The following is a 16,695-nucleotide window of genomic DNA, read 5'->3' as shown; positions in this document are numbered from 1 at the left end:
GCCCTTCGGCCCAGAGGGTGTGTTTCACGTGAAACGCACCCTCGGCGGACTCAGTGCGCGGTTCCGGCGGCAGCGTCGGGAGCGATGTGCTGCGTGCCGATCCGCTTGCGGAATACCCAGTAGGTCCAGCCCTGGTAGAGCACCACGAGCGGGGTGGCGATCGCCGCCAGCCAGGACATGATCTTGAGGGTGTAGGGGCTCGACGAGGCGTTGGTGACCGTCAGATTCCAGTCCCCGTTCAGGGTGGAGGGCATGACGTTCGGGAAGAGGGAGAGGAAGAGCATCGCCACGGCGGCCACGATGGTGACGCCGGACAGCGCGAACGCCCAGCCCTCCCGCCCCGCCTGGTTGGCCACCAACGCGGCGACCAGGGCGGCGACGGCCACGACCAGGGCGATCAGGCTCGCGCCGTCACCGCTGTCCGCCTGGGTCCACAGCAGGAAGGCGAGCGCCACGAGGGCCGCGGCCAGGCCCGCCCACCGGGCCAGCTTCCGGGCCCGCGCCCGGATGTCCCCGACGGTCTTGAGGGCGGTGAACACCGCTCCGTGGAAGGTGAACAGCGTGAGCGTCACCAGGCCGCCGAGCAGGGCGTAGGGGTGGAACAGATCCCAGAGGCTGCCGGCGTAGTCGAAGTTCCGGTCGATCTTCACGCCCCGCACGATGTTCCCGAAGACCACGCCCCACAGGAACGCCGGGATGAGCGAACTCCAGAAGATCGCCCTCTCCCAGTTCCGCTGCCAGCTCTCCTCCGGCCGCTTGGCCCGGTATTCGAAGGCCACACCCCGGAGGATCAGGCAGACCAGGATGACCAGCATCGGCAGATAGAAGCCGGAGAAGAGGGTGGCGTACCACTCCGGGAAGGCGGCGAAGGTGGCGCCGCCCGCGGTGAGCAGCCAGACCTCGTTGCCGTCCCAGACCGGGCCGATGGTGTTGATCAGCACCCGGCGCTCGGGCCGGTCGCGGGCCAGCAGCGTGGTGAGGATGCCGACTCCGAAGTCGAAGCCCTCCAGGAAGAAGTAGCCGGTCCACAGGACGGCGATCAGGACGAACCAGACGTCGTGAAGTTCCATGACTGTTTTCCTCCGGCCTAGTACGAGAAGGCCATCGGCTTGTCGGCGTCACGCGTGTCGCCGCCGAGCTTCGTGGGCGGATTGAGGTCGGCCTCGCTCAGCTCGGGCGGGCCTGCCTTGACGTACTTCGTGAGCAGCTTGACCTCGACCACGGCGAGGACCGCGTACAGCGCCGTGAAGACGGCCATCGAGATGAGGACCTCGGCCTGGGAGACACCGGGGGAGACCGCGTCCCGGGTCCGCAGCACGCCGTAGACGACCCAGGGCTGGCGGCCCATCTCGGTGAAGATCCAGCCCCAGGAGTTGGCGATCAGCGGGAAGGCCATGGTCCAGGTCGCGATGCGCCAGAACCAGGGGGTGAGCCCGGGGCTGAGCGCCTTGTTCTTGAACAGCACCAGGTGGGGCACCTCGTCCTCGCCGGTCCTGAAGTGCTGCGGCAGCATGAACTTCTTGCGGGTCAGCCAGAGGCCGGCCAGGCCGATGGTGAAGGAGGCCATGCCGAAGCCGATCATCCAGCGGAAGCCCCAGAAGGCGACGGGGATGTTGGGCCGGTAGTCACCGGGCCCGAACTTCTGCTGCTCGGCCTTGTTGACGTCGTTGATGCCGGGGACGTACGAGGTGAAGTTGTCGTCGGCCAGGAAGGACAGCAGGCCCGGGATCTCGACGGCCACGCTGTTGTGGCCCTTGTCCACATCGCCGTAGGCGAAGATCGAGAACGGTGCCGGCTGCTGACCGTCCCACAGCGCCTCGGCGGCGGCCATCTTCATCGGCTGCTGCTTGAACATCACCTTGCCGAGCGTGTCGCCGCTGATCGCGGTGAGCAGTCCGGCGATGACGACGGTGATCAGGCCGAGCCGCAGCGAGGTCTTCATCACCCCGATGTGCTTCTTGCGGGCCAGGTGGTAGGCGGAGACGCCCACCATGAAGGCCCCACCGGTCAGGAAGGCCGCCGAAAGGGTGTGGAACGCCTGGCTGAGGGCGGTGTTCTGGGTCAGCACGGCCCAGAAGTCCGTCAGCTCCGCCCGGCCCTTCGCCTGGTCGATCCGGTAGCCGACCGGGTGCTGCATCCAGGAGTTGGCCGCGAGGATGAAGTACGCCGACAGGACCGTGCCGATCGAGACCATCCAGATGCAGGCCAGATGGATCCGCTTCGGCAGCCTGTCCCAGCCGAAGATCCACAGCCCGATGAACGTGGACTCGAAGAAGAAGGCGATCAGCGCCTCGAAGGCGAGCGGGGCGCCGAAGATGTCACCGACGAAGCGCGAGTAGTCCGACCAGTTCATGCCGAACTGGAACTCCTGCACGATGCCGGTGACCACACCCATCGCGATGTTGATCAGGAAGAGCTTGCCCCAGAACTTGGTCGCCCTGAGGTACTTCTCCTTCTCCGTGCGCACCCAGGCCGTCTGCAGCCCGGCCGTCAGCGCGGCCAGGGAGATCGTCAGCGGAACGAACAGGAAGTGGTAGACGGTGGTGATGCCGAACTGCCAGCGCGCAAGTGTCTCCGGCGCCAAAGCCAGGTCCACGTCGGCACTCTCCTTACTACGGCGTCGTACAGCGGCGGTTTGCCCCTTTTACCATCCACATACAGGAGCAAACGGGACGCGCTTGTGAACGCGTTCACATTCACAAGCCATTATGACCCACTGATTTTCAGTCGCGACAGGGGGGTCCCCCCTTCGCCGCTGCGTCAAGGTCTTGGCAGCGCCTTCAACATCTTGTTGACTTGCGCGCCATGCGGATACGGATCTCCTGGTCTGCGGGCAACCTCACCGCGACCCTTGACGCCGACACCCCGACCACGCGGGCCCTCGCCAAGGCCCTGCCTCTCGCCTCGACGGCGCGCACCTGGGGTGAGGAGGTGTATTTCGGCACAGGCGTCTCTGTTCCACGTGAAACAGACGCACGTCAGGTCGTGGAACCGGGCACGGTGGCCTTCTGGACGGACGGAGACGCCCTCGCCCTGCCCTACGGCCCGACGCCCCTCTCCCAGGGGACCGAGTGCCGTCTCGCCAGCCCGTGCAACATCCTCGGCAGCCTGGACGGGGACGCCGGCCTTCTGGCGACCGTGCGGGACGGCGACCCCGTCCGGGTGGAGCTGACCGAGGAGTAGAGCCGACGCCGGCCGGCTCTTCACCTTCGGACCAGGCCGGACCAGACCCCGTGGTCCCGGCCCGGTCCGGACATGGCTCGGACGGCCCCGCCCAAGCCGTTCAGAGGTCCTAGATCTCCTTGCGGAACGCTTCCGCCACCTTCAGGAAGATGTCGTTCGCCTCGTTCTCCCCGACCGTCACCCGGACACCCTCGCCCGGGAACGGCCGGACCACGACCCCGTGCTCCTCGCAGGCCTGCGCGAACGCCGCCGCCCGCTCCCCCAGCCGCAGCCAGACGAAGTTGGCCTGCGTCTCGGGCACCTGCCAGCCCTGGGCCCGCAGCGCGTCGACCACGCGCGTGCGCTCGCACACCAGCGAGCCCACCCGGCCCAGCAGCTCGTCCTCGGCCCGCAGCGAGGCGATCGCCGCCTCCTGCGCCAGTTGGCTCACCCCGAACGGCACCGCCGTCTTGCGCAGCGCGGCCGCCACCGGCTCATGGGCGATCGCGAAACCGACCCGCAGCCCGGCCAGCCCGTACGCCTTGGAGAAGGTCCGCAGGACGCAGACGTTGGGCCGCGTCCGGTACAGCTCGACACCGTCGGGCACCTCGGGGTCGCGGATGAACTCCCGGTAGGCCTCGTCCAGCACCACCAGCACATCACCGGGCACCCGGTCGAGGAACCGTTCCAGCTCGGCCCGCCGCACCACCGTGCCGGTCGGGTTGTTCGGGTTGCAGACGAAGATCAGCCGCGTCCGGTCGGTGATCGCGTCCGCCATCGCGTCCAGGTCGTGCACATCGTCCGGCGTCAGCGGCACCCGCACCGACCGGGCCCCGCTGACCTGCGTGATGATCGGGTACGCCTCGAACGACCGCCAGGCGTAGATCACCTCGTCACCGGGGCCGCTGGTGGCCTGGACGAGCTGCTGGGCGACCCCCACCGAGCCGGTCCCGGTGGCCAGGTGGGAGAGCGGCACCCCGAAGCGCTCGGACAGCTCCTCCATCAGCCCGGCGCAGGCCAGGTCCGGGTAGCGGTTGATGTCGCAGGCCGCCGCGGTCACGCTCTCCAGCACACCCGGCAGCGGCGGGTACGGGTTCTCGTTGGAGGACAGCTTGTAGGCGGCCGGTCCGCCGGCCGCGGCGGGCTTGCCCGGCTTGTAGGTGGGGATACCCTCCAGCTCGGCGCGCAGCTTCGGGCTCGTCTCGCTCACCGCAGTCCTCCTCGCGACCACCGGCGGACCGTCGACACCGCCGGCATCCAATACTCCTCACCTTATGAGGATTCCGCCCCGCTGCGTACAGGTCCGGCAAGGGCGGAGCACGCGGGCGCCGGAACCGGAGGAGAGGCGGCCCCCGCCGCCCGGGAAGGCATCACGGGCATCCCTGTACGAAGGCGTACGTTTCGGGGGCGCACCGTACATATATCTATGCGCCGGTAGCTTGCGCCGTGGCGCGCGTCCCTCGTGAAGGTGAGTTGAGACCTCTTCGAGACCTCGGACAGTTGGCAGGCCCATCCGCATTGACAAGGCATGTCTTATCACTAATGGGCTCAACTACCTTGTTTTCTAAGGCTGTTCACCCCATACGGCCATGCAGAAACGTGCCTGCCAATGCGTGCATATGCGTCCGCACTACCCCACCGCATGAGCCCTACTATCGGCTCGCCATGACAGCAGCAGGGAAGCACCAGGTGAGCCGCGCGGAAACCTCACGTCGAGGCAGTCGGCCGGGCCGGGCGGGCATCAGAGACGTCGCCGCCGCCGCCGGGGTCTCCATCACGACCGTCTCCGACGCCCTCAACGGCAAGGGCCGTCTCCCGGATGCCACCCGGCGCCATGTCCGCGAGGTCGCCGACCGGCTCGGATACCGCCCCTCGGCCGCCGCCCGCACCCTCCGTACCGGCAAGTCGGGTTTGATCGGCCTGACCGTGACGACGTACGGGGATGAACCTTTCACCTTCACCGAGTTCGCGTACTTCGCCGAGATGGCCCGGGCCGCCACCTCCGCCGCGCTCGCCCGCGGCTACGCCCTGGTCATCCTGCCCGCGACCTCCCGGCACGACGTCTGGTCCAACGTGGCCCTGGACGGCACGGTCGTCATCGACCCCTCCGACCAGGACCCGGTGGTCAGCGAACTCGTCCGGCAGGGACTGCCGGTCGTCTCCGACGGCCGCCCGGCCGGCTCCATCCCCGTCACCGCCTGGGTCGACAACGACCACGAGGCCGCCGTACTCGGCATCCTCGACCACCTCGCCGACGCCGGCGCCCGCCGTATCGGCCTGCTGACCGGCACCTCGACGGACACCTACACCCACCTGTCGACCACCGCCTACCTGCGCTGGTGCGAACGGGTCGGCCAGGACCCGGTCTACGAGGCGTACCCGGCACACGATCCGTGCGCCGGCGCCGTCGCCGCCGACCGGCTGCTCGCCCGGCCCGACCGCCCCGACGCGGTGTACGGACTCTTCGACCCCAACGGCACCGACCTGCTCGCCGCCGCGCGCCGCTACGGCCTGCGCGTCCCGGACGACCTGCTGCTGGTGTGCTGCAGCGAGTCGATCATGTACGCCAGCACCGAGCCGCCCATCACCACGCTCTCGCTGAAGCCGCGCCGCATCGGCACCGCCGTCGTCCAGCTCCTCATCGACGCCATCGAGGGCGTCGAGTCCGAGCAGCCGGTCGAGCAGGTGATACCGACCGAGCTGATCGTGCGCACCTCCTCGCAGCGGCGGTCCCCGCGCACGACGGTCAGCCCCCCGCGGACACCGGACGACAGATAGCGCCCCGGCTGCGCGTGCCGCACCGTCCGGTGCGACACGCCTCCGGAGCGGCGCGTGTCCGGCACGCGCCCGGCCGGTGCGATACGGTGACCGGCCGGTCCGGGGATCGATCGGCCGAAAGCCGGTCGAACATCTGCTCAAACGGGACGAAAGCCGCGGTGAACTGGAGTCTTGTTCCGATTCACCACCCCTGGGTCATCACACGGCGCGACGCGCGTTCCTATGATGGGCCCACGACACCGCGGACCGCTGCGACCAGGCAGTCCGAAGCGGTGCAGATGCGGCGCGATGGTGGAGGGGTCTGATGACTCAGGGGGCCGGTCAGGGACCCGAGGCGGAGCGGACGGCGACGCTGCGCGACTTCCGGGTACCCGCGTACGTGCACGAGACCGGTCCGTACGTCCACGGCGTCCACCCCGGTGACGCCCTCCCGGCCGGCGACGAGGCGTACCCCGACGGCTACACCCCCACCCAGCGCGACCTGCCGGTCATCAACCGCGGCGACACCCTCCAGGTCCCCGTCGAACCGGCTCCCGCCGCCCCGGCCCCGCAGCCCGCGGCCGGCCCCGGACCGCTGTACGTCGTCGGTGACGTCCACGGCTATCTCGACGAGCTGCTGGCCGCCCTGCGGGAACAGGGCCTGATCGACGCCTCGGGCCAGTGGTGCGCCGGCACCACCCGGCTGTGGTTCCTCGGCGACTTCACCGACCGCGGCCCGGACGGCATCGGCGTCATCGACCTGGTCATGCGGCTGTCCGCCGAGGCCGCCGCGGCGGGCGGCTACTGCAAGGCCCTCATGGGCAACCACGAGCTGCTGCTGCTCGGCGCCAAGCGATTCGGCGACACGCCCGTCAACTCCGGCGCGGGCACCGCCACCTTCCAGGCGGCCTGGCTGCTCAACGGCGGCCAGAAGACGGACATGGACCGTCTCCAGGACCACCATCTGCAGTGGATGGCCCGGCTGGACGCGGTCGAGATGGTCGACGGCTATCTGCTCATCCACTCCGACACCACCGCCTACCTCGACTACGGCGACTCCATCGAGGCGGTCAACGACACCGTCCGCGAGGCTCTGACCCGTAACGACGCCGACGAGGTCTGGGACCTGTTCCGCAAGTTCACCAAGCGCTTCTCCTTCCGCGACGAGGGCGGCGCCGACGCCGTGCGTGCCCTCCTGGATACGTACGGCGGCACCCGGGTCGTTCACGGGCACAGTCCCATTCCCTACCTGCTCGGCGAAGTCGGCTCCGAGGACGGCGAGGAGAGCACGGGCCCGGTGGTCGAAGGACCGCACGTCTACGCGGGCGGACTCGCCATCGCCATGGACGGCGGAGTGACCATGGCCGGAAAGCTGCTGGTCCAAGAGCTTCCCTTGGAGAACTGACCGGTCCTCAGGCGCACCGCCCGCCGGTCGCGTCCGCGCAGGCCGGACGGCAATTTCCGGCAATCCCCTGTCACCGCGCGCCGTCCCGGCTCTACCATCGCCTTACCCGTAGCAGGCTCCCCTCCGTTTCTGCCCGACGGGCCCGTCACCGTGCGGGTCCCAGCCCTACGGAGCATCGGGGGATGCACATGAACAGCCTTCCGCAGCACCTGCGGAGCGAGGACCACCAGGAGTTCGAGCGGCTCCTCGGCGAGGCGCTGCGCTCCGCTCCGCACCGGCCGGAACTGGCCGCTGTCGGAGACCGGTTCGACGCCGGACAACTGCGCACCATGGCGCTCGACGCCTCGGCCCTGATCACGGCAGCCGCGGCGGCCGAATACCAGCGCTACGTCGGACTCCGCGACGCGCTGCGCCAGCCGGCGCTGTCCGTTCCGTCCGCCACCGCCGTCCCCGCCCCTGGTTCGCCCGGCACCGACCTCTCCACCGCCCTCGGTGAAGCCGCCGGGAGCACCGGCGCGGGCGCCGTCGCGGTGATCGCGGTCCTGGCGCCGCTGCTCTCCGGGACGGCGGCGGTCATCTTCCTGCTCGTCGGCTACATCCTGAAGGTGCTGGACCCCGGGCAGGCCCTCGCCCGGACCCTGCTCACCACCGGCTGGGTGTTCGGTGCCCTCACCGCGGTGACGATCCTGGTCGCCGCCGTCGGACTGCTGCTCGCCGCGCTGCGCAACCGCGCCCCGGCGGACGCCCGGGCCCGGGACACGGCACACGAGGAGCTGGCCAGAGCCAGAGAGGCCTGGCGGGACGCCCTGCTGGAGCGCGGCATCCTGCCCTTCCTCCGGGAGGCGCTGGCCGGGGCCGGTCCCGCCGCACACCACCCGGCGCCGCCCGCACCGACCGGCCGCATGCCGCGACTGGGCTACGGCCGGCCCGGCTTCAGCAGCCCCGCCGACGGCACCGGGTCCGACCGCCCCGGCTACACCAGCCCCGATTACACGAGCCCGGACTTCGGCGGCCCGGAGCACCGGCCCGAGTGACCCGACCGCCCACCCGGCCAGGAGACCGCGGCGCACGGCCGTCCCACCAGGAGCCCGAGGGGCCTGTGGCGCGGGAGACGGTCTCCAGGAGAACGCCCTCCGGGGCGGCCGCCGCGCCGCCCCGGGTAGCTCAGCGTCCGGAAGGCCGCGGGTCAGTCGGCGATGGGCAGATACACCCGGTTGCCGGAGGCCGCGAACTCCTTCGACTTCTGCGCCATGCCCTCCTCGATCTCGGTCCGGCTGCCCCCGTGCTCACGCCGGATGTCCTGCGAGATCTTCATGCTGCAGAACTTCGGACCGCACATGGAGCAGAAGTGGGCCGTCTTGGCGGGCTCGGCCGGCAGGGTCTCGTCGTGGAACTCACGTGCCGTGTCGGGGTCCAGGGCGAGGTTGAACTGGTCCTCCCACCGGAACTCGAAGCGGGCGTCGGACAGGGCGTCGTCCCACTCCTGGGCACCGGGGTGCCCCTTGGCGAGGTCCGCCGCGTGCGCGGCGATCTTGTAGGTGATGACACCGGTCTTGACGTCGTCCCGGTTGGGCAGGCCCAGGTGCTCCTTGGGCGTGACGTAGCAGAGCATCGCCGTGCCCCACCAGGCGATCATCGCGGCACCGATACCGGAGGTGATGTGGTCGTACGCCGGCGCGACGTCGGTGGTCAGCGGGCCGAGCGTATAGAACGGAGCTTCATCGCAGATCTCCTGCTGGAGGTCGATGTTCTCCTTGATCTTGTGCATCGGGACGTGCCCGGGGCCCTCGATCATCGTCTGTACGTGGAACCGTTTGGCGATCCGGTTGAGTTCCCCGAGCGTCCGCAACTCGGCGAACTGCGCCTCGTCGTTGGCGTCCGCGATCGACCCCGGCCGCAGTCCGTCGCCCAGCGAGTAGGTGACATCGTAGGCGGCGAGGATCTCGCACAGCTCCTCGAAGTTCTCGTACAGGAACGACTCCTTGTGGTGCGCCAGGCACCACGCGGCCATGATCGAGCCGCCGCGCGAGACGATCCCGGTCTTGCGGTTGGCGGTGAGGGGGACGTACGCGAGCCGGACGCCCGCGTGGACGGTCATGTAGTCCACGCCCTGCTCGGCCTGCTCGATGACGGTGTCCTTGTAGATCTCCCAGGTCAGCTCCTCGGCCCTGCCGTCGACCTTCTCCAGGGCCTGATAGAGCGGCACCGTGCCGATGGGGACGGGGGAGTTGCGCAGCACCCACTCGCGGGTGGTGTGGATATTGCGCCCGGTGGACAGATCCATGACCGTGTCGGCGCCCCAGCGGGTCGCCCAGGTCATCTTGTCGACCTCCTCTTCGATGGAGGACGTCACGGCGGAGTTGCCGATGTTGGCGTTGACCTTCACCAGGAACCGCTTGCCGATGATCATCGGCTCGATCTCCGGATGGTTGACGTTGGCCGGCAGCACCGCCCGGCCCGCCGCGATCTCCTCGCGGACCACCTCGGGAGAGACGTTCTCCCGGAGGGCCACGAACTCCATCTCCGGCGTGATGTCGCCCCGGCGGGCGTACGCGAGCTGCGTGACCGCCTGGCCGTCGCGGCCCCGCCGAGGCTGCCGGGGACGTCCGGGGAAGACCGCGTCCAGGTTCCGCAGTCCGCCGCGCGGCGAGGTGTGCTTGATCCCGTCGTCCTCGGGACGGACCGGACGGCCCGCGTACTCCTCGGTGTCGCCACGGGCGATGATCCAGTTCTCCCGCACCGGTGACAGCCCCCTGCGGACGTCCGTGTCGACGAGTGGATCGGTGTACGGGCCCGAGGTGTCGTACAGCGTGACCGACTGCCCGTTGGTGAGATGCACCTGACGGACCGGTACGCGCAGGTCGGGGCGCGAGCCTTCGACATACGCCTTGTGCCAGCCGATGGACTTCCCGGCCTCCGGGGACTTCTCGTCCTGGACGGAGGCAGGCGTGCGTGCGTCCTTGTTGGTCATGAGACCTACTCCCTACGCCGGCATTACCCGGTAACAGGTTCGGCGGTCGACGCAGCGGTTCCCGTCTGCCGACATTCCCCGTGGACCATCGCTCGTTCCACGTGAAACATCGCGTCTACGGAGGTCAGCGCCCTCTCAGCCCGGTGCTCCGAGCTCCCGCGTGTGCAAAGGTGCCTCCACGCTAGCGTCATGTGTGGCGCGCTGAACAGTGGGCCCCCACCCGTTCTTGGGATGATCTGGCGGTGACCAGGATGGAGCAGTACCCGCACCAGCCGCCCGGGCCGCGCCGTCAAGACGGCTCGGAAGGGGGCGCCGGCCCCGGCCACGGAACCCCGGAGGGCGGCCGTGCAGCCGGGGAAGGCGGCGGTGAAGCCTTTGACGGGGGCCGTGACGTCTTCGCCGGGGGCCATGGAGCCCCCGTCGACGGCCGTGAAGCCGGTCGTGCGCACGGTCACTCGCACGGGCACAGCCACAGCCACGGTCCTGCGGCCCCGGTCTCCCAGCACCTGCGCAAGGTGATCGCGGCGATCCTGGTGCCCTTCACCGCGGCGGTGCTGGTCGGACTCGTGGTGCTCTGGCCCGGAGACGCCCCGTCCCACAAGCGCACCGGCGTCGGCTTCGACCGGCAGACCCAGCAGGCCACGGTCACCCGGGTCACCGAACTGAGCTGCACGGCGGCGAATGCCTCCGGTGTCCCGCCGACCGGCGACACGTCCACCGCCGAGGGCAGTTCGGCGCAGCAGCAGGCCGACGGGACCTGCAAGAAGGCGACCATCCGGGTGGACACCGGCAAGGACAAGGGCCGTACGTTCACCGAGATCGTGCAGCCGGACCAGCCGCGCCAGCTCCACCAGGGCGAGAAGGTCGTGGTCGCCTACGAGCCCTCGGCCCCGAAGAACCTGCAGTACGCGGTGACCGATGTGAACCGGACGTTCCCCATGGCCCTGCTCGCGGGTGTCTTCGCGGTGGCCGTGGTCGTGGTGGGCCGGCTGCGCGGTGTCATGGCCCTGGTCGCGCTGGCCGTCAGCTTCCTGGTGCTGACGCTGTTCATCCTGCCGGCGATCCTCCAGGGCGGGGACCCGCTGCTGGTGGCCGTGGTCGGGTCGAGCGCCATCATGCTGATCGCCCTGTACATGTGCCATGGCCTGTCGGCCCGTACGTCGGTGGCGGTGCTCGGCACGCTGATCTCGCTGTCGCTGATCGGCGGGCTCGGCTCGCTCTTCATCGGCTGGGCGGCGCTGACCGGCAACACGGACGACAGCACCGGTCTGATCCACGGTCTGTACCCGTCGATCGACATGAGCGGCCTGCTGCTGGCCGGTGTCATCATCGGTTCGCTCGGCGTCCTGGACGATGTGACGGTCACCCAGACCTCGGCCGTCTGGGAACTGCACGAGGCGAACCCGTCGATGGGCTGGCGCGGGCTGTACCGGGCGGGCATCCGGATCGGCCGTGACCACATCGCGTCCGTGGTCAACACCCTGGTGCTCGCCTACGCCGGCGCCGCGCTGCCGTTGCTGCTGCTGTTCTCGATCGCGCAGAGCAGCGTCGGGAGCGTGGCCAACAGCGAGCTGGTGGCCGAGGAGATCGTGCGCACGCTGGTGGGCTCGATCGGCCTGGTGGCCTCGGTCCCGGTCACCACGGCGCTGGCCGCCCTGGTCGTCTCGGCCGACCGGTCCCGCCCGGACGCCCTGGCCCCTGCCGGGGCGCGGCCCGCATCCGCACGCGGCGGCCGGGGCCGACGCCGCAAGCGGTGAACGCGGGCCTGCGCCGGAAGCCGTGAGCGCGCGTGAGCCCGTCCGGAACGGAAGCGACGCGGCTGCATGCGGGCCGCGGGCCTACCGCAGAAGCGTTCCTGCAGCACGCCCCACGGGACGGCGGAGCGCCCGCGCTCCGAGCCGTAAGGCTTCAGCCGGCGCTCTGCTCCTCGGCCAGGATGCGGTCCAGGGCCTCGTCGAGATGCGCGTCGAAATCGGCCAGCGCGGCCTCCTGACCCAGCGGCACCAGCTTGTCCGTGCGGTCGAGGAAGGCCACGAGCGGAGGCGCCGACGAGCGGAACAGGGCGTGGTCGCCGCCGACCTGAAGCCGGATCAGCACCTCGCCCAGCACCTCGGAATCGGCGGGAGCGATCCGCACGTCCCCCTCCCCGCACGGACGGCCGACGCCGTCGATCAGCAGTTCGCGCCCGAACGCCCAGGTCACCGGAGCGTCGCCGGGCAGATGGAAGGTGAGGCGGATGGCATAGGGATCACTGGTCTCGTAGCGCAACTCCACCGGGATGCGGAAGGAGAGCTCCTCCGACACGAGAAAGCTCATCATGACTTCTGCCTGTACGGACTCGCGCATCGCCTACCCCGTCGTAAGACGTCGACTGGCCGGGATTAACCCCTCTGACCGTGTTCAAATCTTGCTGAAAGTACACAGTGAATCACAAGGAGTAAGTTTTCAGATACTGATAGCGAGAGTGAGCGATTCCAGATGCCGCCCGATCTCCGTATGCAGCCGGCGGGCCGCGGGCAGCAGCCGGTCGGCCTGGTGGGTGGGGAGCGAGATGGCCACCGTGGCCGCGGTGGCGCCGGCCGTGATGGGGACCGCCGCGCAGACCGTGCCGACCGCGTACTCCTGGCGCTCCACCACCGGTTCCATCCGGCGCATCCGGGCCAGCCGGCGCAGCAGCGTGTCGTTGTCCCGCACCGTGTACGGCGTGAGGGCGCGTACGGGGTACCGCGCGAGATGGTCGCGCCGGGCGTCCTCGTCCAGTTGGGAGAGCAGGCACTGCCCGACGGCGTGCGCGTGGCCGGTCTCGCGGAAGTCCGCCCACTCCTCGACCGCCGGTGCCTGGCGGGACTCGGAGACGCACAGGATCTCGATCTCGCCGTCCCGGTACATCGCGTAGTACACCGGCGCGCCAAGAAGGTCGCGCCAGTGCGCGAGGGTGTCCGCCATCGTGCTGCGACGTTTCTGCTGCGCTCCGCCGCGGGCCAGCCGCTCGGCGGCGTCCCCGAGGAAGAACAGCCCCTTCTCCCGGCGCAGATAGCCCTCGTGCACCAGGGTGCGCAGCAGGTGGTACGCCGTGGGCAGCGCGAGACCGGTCTCGCGGGCGAGTTGTTTCGCGGGGGCGCCGTAGGGGTGCGTGGCGACGGTCTCCAGCAGGCGCATGGCGCGCTGGACGGAACCGATCAGCGTGACGGCGGGCGGGGCGGCGGACGGGGGTCCCGGCGGGCCGGCGGAGCGCACCGGTCCGGAGGCTTCGACGGCGCCGGCGGAGCCGGAGATGTCCACCGTGTGCACCGAGAGCTGGGCGGGGACGGTGAGGGGGGCGGGTCGAGGGAAAGGGGGCGCGCAGGAGCGCGGTGCGACGGCACGGGCTTGGGGATCGGCGAGGGCGGTGTCAACCGTGGGCAAGGGGTCACTCCCGAAGCGCGAGGGGGGAGCCCGTGCGGCGGGAAGGGCACGGGGGGATCTGCGCCACCCACGGAGCCGGGGCCCCGCGGGGAGTTCCGGACTCTAACCGTCCACCGCCGTGCCCGGACGGCTCGCGGTGAAACTTCCCTCCCCCGAGGGACGGGGCTCACCTCACCGCTGACCGGTGCCCCGGCGCCTCACCAGTCGCTGCGCGACGAGGAGCTCCCCATGAACTTGCGCACGACGTAAATCAGTCCAGCGACCAGGGCGACGAAGACCAGCGCCTTGAACAGCAGCCCGATCACGAATCCGACCACGGTCGCTATCAGGCCGCCGAACACGACCAGGGCGATGACCGGCACCGCGACCCACTTCACCCACCACGGCAGTCCCGCGAATATCTCTCGCATCGCCCTCGTCCTCTGTCTCGTGCGTTGTTGATGTTCCGCACTCGATGCTAGGGCCGCGAGGGCTCTCTACGAGGGTTCCGCACCCCTTGTCCTCCCCTGATCCGTCCCCTAGGGAACCCCGAGAAGCGGGCTCACGCCTCGGGCGGAGAGAACACGACGAGCACCCTGAGGTCCTCGCTGACGTGGTGGAACCTGTGAGTGACCCCGGCGGGCACGTAGACGACGCTGCCCCGCGCCACCTCGGTCGTCTCCGCACCGACGGTGAGGGAGGCCCGCCCGCTGACCACGAAGTACACCTCGTCCTGGCGGTGCGGCTGCTGCGGGTCCCGCTCGCCGGCGTCGAGGGCGTACAGGCCCACCGACATGTTCCGCTCCCGCAGGAACTGCAGGTAAGCACCCTCGTTGGCGACGCGTTCCGCCTCCAGTTCGTCCAGCCGGAATGCCTTCATCGCCCCTGCCGTCCTCGCCTCACCGCTCACGGTTCCCCTGCTCTCCATCGCCCCGCCGGTCGCACGTCCGGCCGGGACCGGCCCGGTCTGCCACGATCAGACACATGAGGAATTTCCTAGTCAAGACGATCGCCAACGCCGGCGCCCTGGCGGTCGCGGTCTGGCTGCTCGACAAGATCACTCTCACCGGTGACGGCACCGCCAAGAAGGCCGGCACGCTGATCGTCGTCGCGCTGATCTTCGGCTTGGTGAACTGGCTGGTCAAGCCGATCGTGAAGGTGCTCACCTTTCCGCTGTTCATCCTGACCCTGGGTCTGATCACCCTGGTGGTGAACGCGCTGATGCTGCTGCTGACCTCCTGGGTGTGCGGCAAGCTGGACCTGAGCTTCCATGTGCAGGGCTTCTGGACGGCCGTCCTCGGCGGTCTGATCATCTCCATCGTCTCCTGGGCGCTGCACATGGTCCTGCCCGACGAGGACTGAGCGCACATGACCTACCGCGTCTGTTTCGTGTGCACCGGCAACATCTGCCGCTCGCCGATGGCCGAATCCGTCTTCCGCGCGCGCGTGGCGGAGGCCGGTCTGGAGGACCTGGTGGCGGCGGACAGCGCCGGCACCGGCGGCTGGCACGAGGGGGAGCCGGCCGACCCGCGCACCGTCTCCGTCCTGGAGGAGCACGGCTATGGCGCCGAGCACACGGCCCGCCAGTTCCTGCCGTCGTGGTTCGCCCGGCTCGACCTCGTGATCGCCCTCGACGCCGGCCATCTCCGGGCCCTGCGCCGTCTCGCGCCCACCGAGGAGGACGCGCGCAAGGTCCGCCTGCTGCGCTCCTACGACCCCGCCGCCGGTGACGACCTCGACGTACCGGACCCTTACTACGGAGGCCGGGAGGGCTTCGAGGAGTGCCTTGAGATGGTGGAGTCGGCGAGCGTCGGTCTGCTCGCCGCCGTACAGGAGGAACTGGAGGGACGGGCCGCATGAGCGATGGCACGAAGGACGAGGGCCGCACCGGCGACGGCACGCGCGCGGTACGGGCCGGGCTGCCCGAGCCGGTCAAGCACGAGCCGACGCTGCCCGGGCCGGTGTTCGCCGCCCACTTCCACCTGCCCGGCGAGGTGACGGGACCGTACTCGTACGGCCGTGACGACAACCCGACCTGGACGCTGCTGGAGCGGGCCATCGGCGAGCTGGAGGCGCCCGGGCGCCAGGACGTGGAGACGCTGGTGTTCGCCTCCGGCATGGCGGCGATCTCCTCCGTGCTGTTCTCCCAGCTGCGCGCCGGGGACGCGGTCGTGCTGCCCTCGGACGGCTATCAGGTGCTGCCGCTGGTCAGTGCCCAGTTGGAGGCTTACGGCATCGAGGTGCGCACCGCGCCGACCGGCGGTGACGCCCAGCTGGAGGTGCTCGACGGGGCGCGGCTGCTGTGGATCGAGTCCCCGTCCAACCCCGGGCTCGACGTGTGCGACATCCGGCGGCTGACGGAGGCGGCGCACGCGCGTGGCGCGTTGGTCGCCGTCGACAACACGCTGGCCACGCCGCTCGGGCAGCGGCCGCTGGAGCTGGGCGCCGATTTCTCCGTGGCCAGCGGCACCAAGCAGCTCACCGGACACGGTGACGTCCTGCTGGGTTACGTCGCCGGCCGCGACGCCGAGGCGATGGCCGCCGTGCGTCGCTGGCGCAAGATCGTCGGTGCGATCTCCGGGCCCATGGAGTCCTGGCTCGCGCACCGCTCCATCGCGACCCTCCAGATGCGGGTGGACCGGCAGAACGCCACCGCTCTGGTGGTCGCGGAGGCGCTGCGGCAGCGGTCTGAAGTCTCCGGTCTGCGCTACCCGGGTCTGCCCGAGGACCCCTCGCACAAGATCGCGGCGCAGCAGATGCACCGCTACGGCTGTGTCGTCTCGTTCACCCTGCCCACGCGGGCGCGTGCCGAGCGTTTCCTCGCGGCTCTGCGTCTGGTGGAGGACGCGACCAGCTTCGGCGGGGTGCGCTCCACTGCCGAGCGCCGCCGCCGCTGGGGCGGGGACGACGTTCCGGAGGGCTTCATCCGGATGTCCGTGGGCGCGGAGGACCCGGAGGACCTGGTCGCCGACATCCTGCGCGCCCTGGACGAGTCCGCCGAGTAGTTCCGCAGGCG

General features: G+C 70.0%; 16 protein-coding genes and 1 riboswitch. Of the genes, 8 read left to right on the top strand and 8 right to left on the bottom strand.

Translation table 11 applies throughout. The features are described 5' to 3' along the window. Positions 1-50: 50 nt before the first annotated feature. Both cydB and ACH4OA_RS08385 read right to left on the bottom strand, forming a co-directional pair. A complete protein-coding gene (cydB, locus tag ACH4OA_RS08390) occupies positions 51-1,070 on the bottom strand; it encodes a cytochrome d ubiquinol oxidase subunit II (RefSeq protein WP_397968227.1) in 1,020 nt (339 codons plus the stop codon). A gap of 17 nt (positions 1,071-1,087) precedes the next feature. Then, a complete protein-coding gene (locus tag ACH4OA_RS08385) occupies positions 1,088-2,596 on the bottom strand; it encodes a cytochrome ubiquinol oxidase subunit I (protein ID WP_397968225.1) in 1,509 nt (502 codons plus the stop codon). A 209-nt stretch (positions 2,597-2,805) separates the two neighbouring features. Here ACH4OA_RS08385 and ACH4OA_RS08380 point away from each other — a divergent pair, with 209 nt between their 5' ends. Next, positions 2,806-3,183 (top strand): cyclophilin-like fold protein, encoded by a 378-nt coding sequence (locus ACH4OA_RS08380; RefSeq protein ID WP_397968222.1) that lies wholly within the window; start codon positions 2,806-2,808, stop codon positions 3,181-3,183. A 109-nt stretch (positions 3,184-3,292) separates the two neighbouring features. Here the strand turns inward: ACH4OA_RS08380 and hisC are convergent, their stop codons facing one another. Continuing rightward, a complete protein-coding gene (hisC, locus tag ACH4OA_RS08375; RefSeq protein ID WP_397936604.1) occupies positions 3,293-4,372 on the bottom strand; it encodes a histidinol-phosphate transaminase in 1,080 nt (359 codons plus the stop codon). A 455-nt stretch (positions 4,373-4,827) separates the two neighbouring features. Between hisC and ACH4OA_RS08370 the strand changes: the two genes are divergently transcribed. The 3 genes from ACH4OA_RS08370 to ACH4OA_RS08360 all read left to right on the top strand — a co-directional run bounded on the left by ACH4OA_RS08370 (position 4,828) and on the right by ACH4OA_RS08360 (position 8,358). Further along, entirely contained in the window at positions 4,828-5,940 is a 1,113-nt protein-coding gene (locus ACH4OA_RS08370) for a LacI family DNA-binding transcriptional regulator (RefSeq protein ID WP_365872919.1), read from the top strand. Between the two features lie 304 nt (positions 5,941-6,244). Next, complete coding sequence (locus tag ACH4OA_RS08365) at positions 6,245-7,324, top strand: metallophosphoesterase (RefSeq protein ID WP_365872921.1); 1,080 nt, start codon at positions 6,245-6,247, stop codon at positions 7,322-7,324. Positions 7,325-7,506: 182 nt separating this feature from the next. Next, on the top strand, positions 7,507-8,358 hold the full coding sequence (locus ACH4OA_RS08360) for a hypothetical protein (protein WP_397936600.1): 852 nt from the start codon (positions 7,507-7,509) through the stop codon (positions 8,356-8,358). 152 nt (positions 8,359-8,510) lie between these two features. On the opposite strand, the gene thiC is transcribed toward ACH4OA_RS08360, so the two are convergent. After that, positions 8,511-10,295: a phosphomethylpyrimidine synthase ThiC gene (gene thiC / locus ACH4OA_RS08355; protein WP_397968219.1), complete on the bottom strand. Its 1,785-nt coding sequence runs from the start codon at positions 10,293-10,295 to the stop codon at positions 8,511-8,513. After that, a riboswitch (TPP riboswitch) is annotated at positions 10,288-10,465 on the bottom strand. It overlaps the preceding gene by 8 nt. 81 nt (positions 10,466-10,546) lie before the next feature. Here thiC and ACH4OA_RS08350 point away from each other — a divergent pair. Beyond that, on the top strand, positions 10,547-12,052 hold the full coding sequence (locus ACH4OA_RS08350) for a YibE/F family protein (protein WP_397968365.1): 1,506 nt from the start codon (positions 10,547-10,549) through the stop codon (positions 12,050-12,052). A 151-nt stretch (positions 12,053-12,203) separates the two neighbouring features. On the opposite strand, the gene ACH4OA_RS08345 is transcribed toward ACH4OA_RS08350, so the two are convergent. From ACH4OA_RS08345 to ACH4OA_RS08330, 4 genes are all read right to left on the bottom strand, one after another. After that, the gene (locus ACH4OA_RS08345; protein ID WP_365872927.1) at positions 12,204-12,641 is read right to left on the bottom strand and encodes an SsgA family sporulation/cell division regulator; all 438 of its coding nucleotides are present in this window, start codon (positions 12,639-12,641) and stop codon (positions 12,204-12,206) included. 99 nt (positions 12,642-12,740) lie between these two features. Beyond that, on the bottom strand, positions 12,741-13,532 hold the full coding sequence (locus ACH4OA_RS08340) for an IclR family transcriptional regulator (protein WP_397968363.1): 792 nt from the start codon (positions 13,530-13,532) through the stop codon (positions 12,741-12,743). A 365-nt stretch (positions 13,533-13,897) separates the two neighbouring features. Beyond that, positions 13,898-14,110: a DUF5326 family protein gene (locus ACH4OA_RS08335; RefSeq protein ID WP_365872929.1), complete on the bottom strand. Its 213-nt coding sequence runs from the start codon at positions 14,108-14,110 to the stop codon at positions 13,898-13,900. A gap of 131 nt (positions 14,111-14,241) precedes the next feature. Beyond that, positions 14,242-14,559 carry a cupin domain-containing protein gene (locus tag ACH4OA_RS08330; protein ID WP_397936596.1) on the bottom strand — a complete coding sequence of 106 codons (318 nt, stop codon included), beginning with the start codon at positions 14,557-14,559 and terminating at the stop codon, positions 14,242-14,244. Between the two features lie 104 nt (positions 14,560-14,663). On the opposite strand from ACH4OA_RS08330, the gene ACH4OA_RS08325 reads away from it, so the two are divergent. From ACH4OA_RS08325 to ACH4OA_RS08315, 3 genes are read left to right on the top strand one after another with little or no spacing between them, the layout of a single operon-like run. Continuing rightward, complete coding sequence (locus tag ACH4OA_RS08325) at positions 14,664-15,041, top strand: phage holin family protein (RefSeq protein ID WP_365872933.1); 378 nt, start codon at positions 14,664-14,666, stop codon at positions 15,039-15,041. Between the two features lie 6 nt (positions 15,042-15,047). Then, positions 15,048-15,539 carry a low molecular weight protein-tyrosine-phosphatase gene (locus ACH4OA_RS08320; protein ID WP_365872935.1) on the top strand — a complete coding sequence of 164 codons (492 nt, stop codon included), beginning with the start codon at positions 15,048-15,050 and terminating at the stop codon, positions 15,537-15,539. Further along, entirely contained in the window at positions 15,536-16,684 is a 1,149-nt protein-coding gene (locus tag ACH4OA_RS08315) for a cystathionine gamma-lyase (protein ID WP_397968217.1), read from the top strand. The genes ACH4OA_RS08320 and ACH4OA_RS08315 overlap by 4 nt, the downstream gene beginning before the upstream one ends. Positions 16,685-16,695: the final 11 nt, after the last annotated feature.

The organism is Streptomyces sp. NPDC017095, assembly GCF_044332325.1.
Taxonomy (GTDB): Bacteria; Actinomycetota; Actinomycetes; order Streptomycetales; family Streptomycetaceae; genus Streptomyces.
The sequence above is the reverse complement of the archived record's forward strand: the minus strand, read 5'-3'. Positions and strand labels throughout refer to the sequence as shown.

What these genes read in the sequence shown, in the direction of transcription:
- ACH4OA_RS08330 (WP_397936596.1), bottom strand. Translation starts at nt 14,559, where the DNA reads ATGAAGGCATTCCGGCTGGACGAACTGGAGGCGGAACGCGTCGCCAAC.
- ACH4OA_RS08315 (WP_397968217.1), top strand. Translation starts at nt 15,536, where the DNA reads ATGAGCGATGGCACGAAGGACGAGGGCCGCACCGGCGACGGCACGCGC.
- ACH4OA_RS08350 (WP_397968365.1), top strand. Translation starts at nt 10,547, where the DNA reads ATGGAGCAGTACCCGCACCAGCCGCCCGGGCCGCGCCGTCAAGACGGC.
- ACH4OA_RS08365 (WP_365872921.1), top strand. Translation starts at nt 6,245, where the DNA reads ATGACTCAGGGGGCCGGTCAGGGACCCGAGGCGGAGCGGACGGCGACG.
- ACH4OA_RS08370 (WP_365872919.1), top strand. Translation starts at nt 4,828, where the DNA reads ATGACAGCAGCAGGGAAGCACCAGGTGAGCCGCGCGGAAACCTCACGT.
- ACH4OA_RS08380 (WP_397968222.1), top strand. Translation starts at nt 2,806, where the DNA reads ATGCGGATACGGATCTCCTGGTCTGCGGGCAACCTCACCGCGACCCTT.
- ACH4OA_RS08335 (WP_365872929.1), bottom strand. Translation starts at nt 14,110, where the DNA reads ATGCGAGAGATATTCGCGGGACTGCCGTGGTGGGTGAAGTGGGTCGCG.
- ACH4OA_RS08320 (WP_365872935.1), top strand. Translation starts at nt 15,048, where the DNA reads ATGACCTACCGCGTCTGTTTCGTGTGCACCGGCAACATCTGCCGCTCG.
- ACH4OA_RS08360 (WP_397936600.1), top strand. Translation starts at nt 7,507, where the DNA reads ATGCACATGAACAGCCTTCCGCAGCACCTGCGGAGCGAGGACCACCAG.
- thiC (WP_397968219.1), bottom strand. Translation starts at nt 10,295, where the DNA reads ATGACCAACAAGGACGCACGCACGCCTGCCTCCGTCCAGGACGAGAAG.
- cydB (WP_397968227.1), bottom strand. Translation starts at nt 1,070, where the DNA reads ATGGAACTTCACGACGTCTGGTTCGTCCTGATCGCCGTCCTGTGGACC.
- ACH4OA_RS08345 (WP_365872927.1), bottom strand. Translation starts at nt 12,641, where the DNA reads ATGCGCGAGTCCGTACAGGCAGAAGTCATGATGAGCTTTCTCGTGTCG.
- ACH4OA_RS08325 (WP_365872933.1), top strand. Translation starts at nt 14,664, where the DNA reads ATGAGGAATTTCCTAGTCAAGACGATCGCCAACGCCGGCGCCCTGGCG.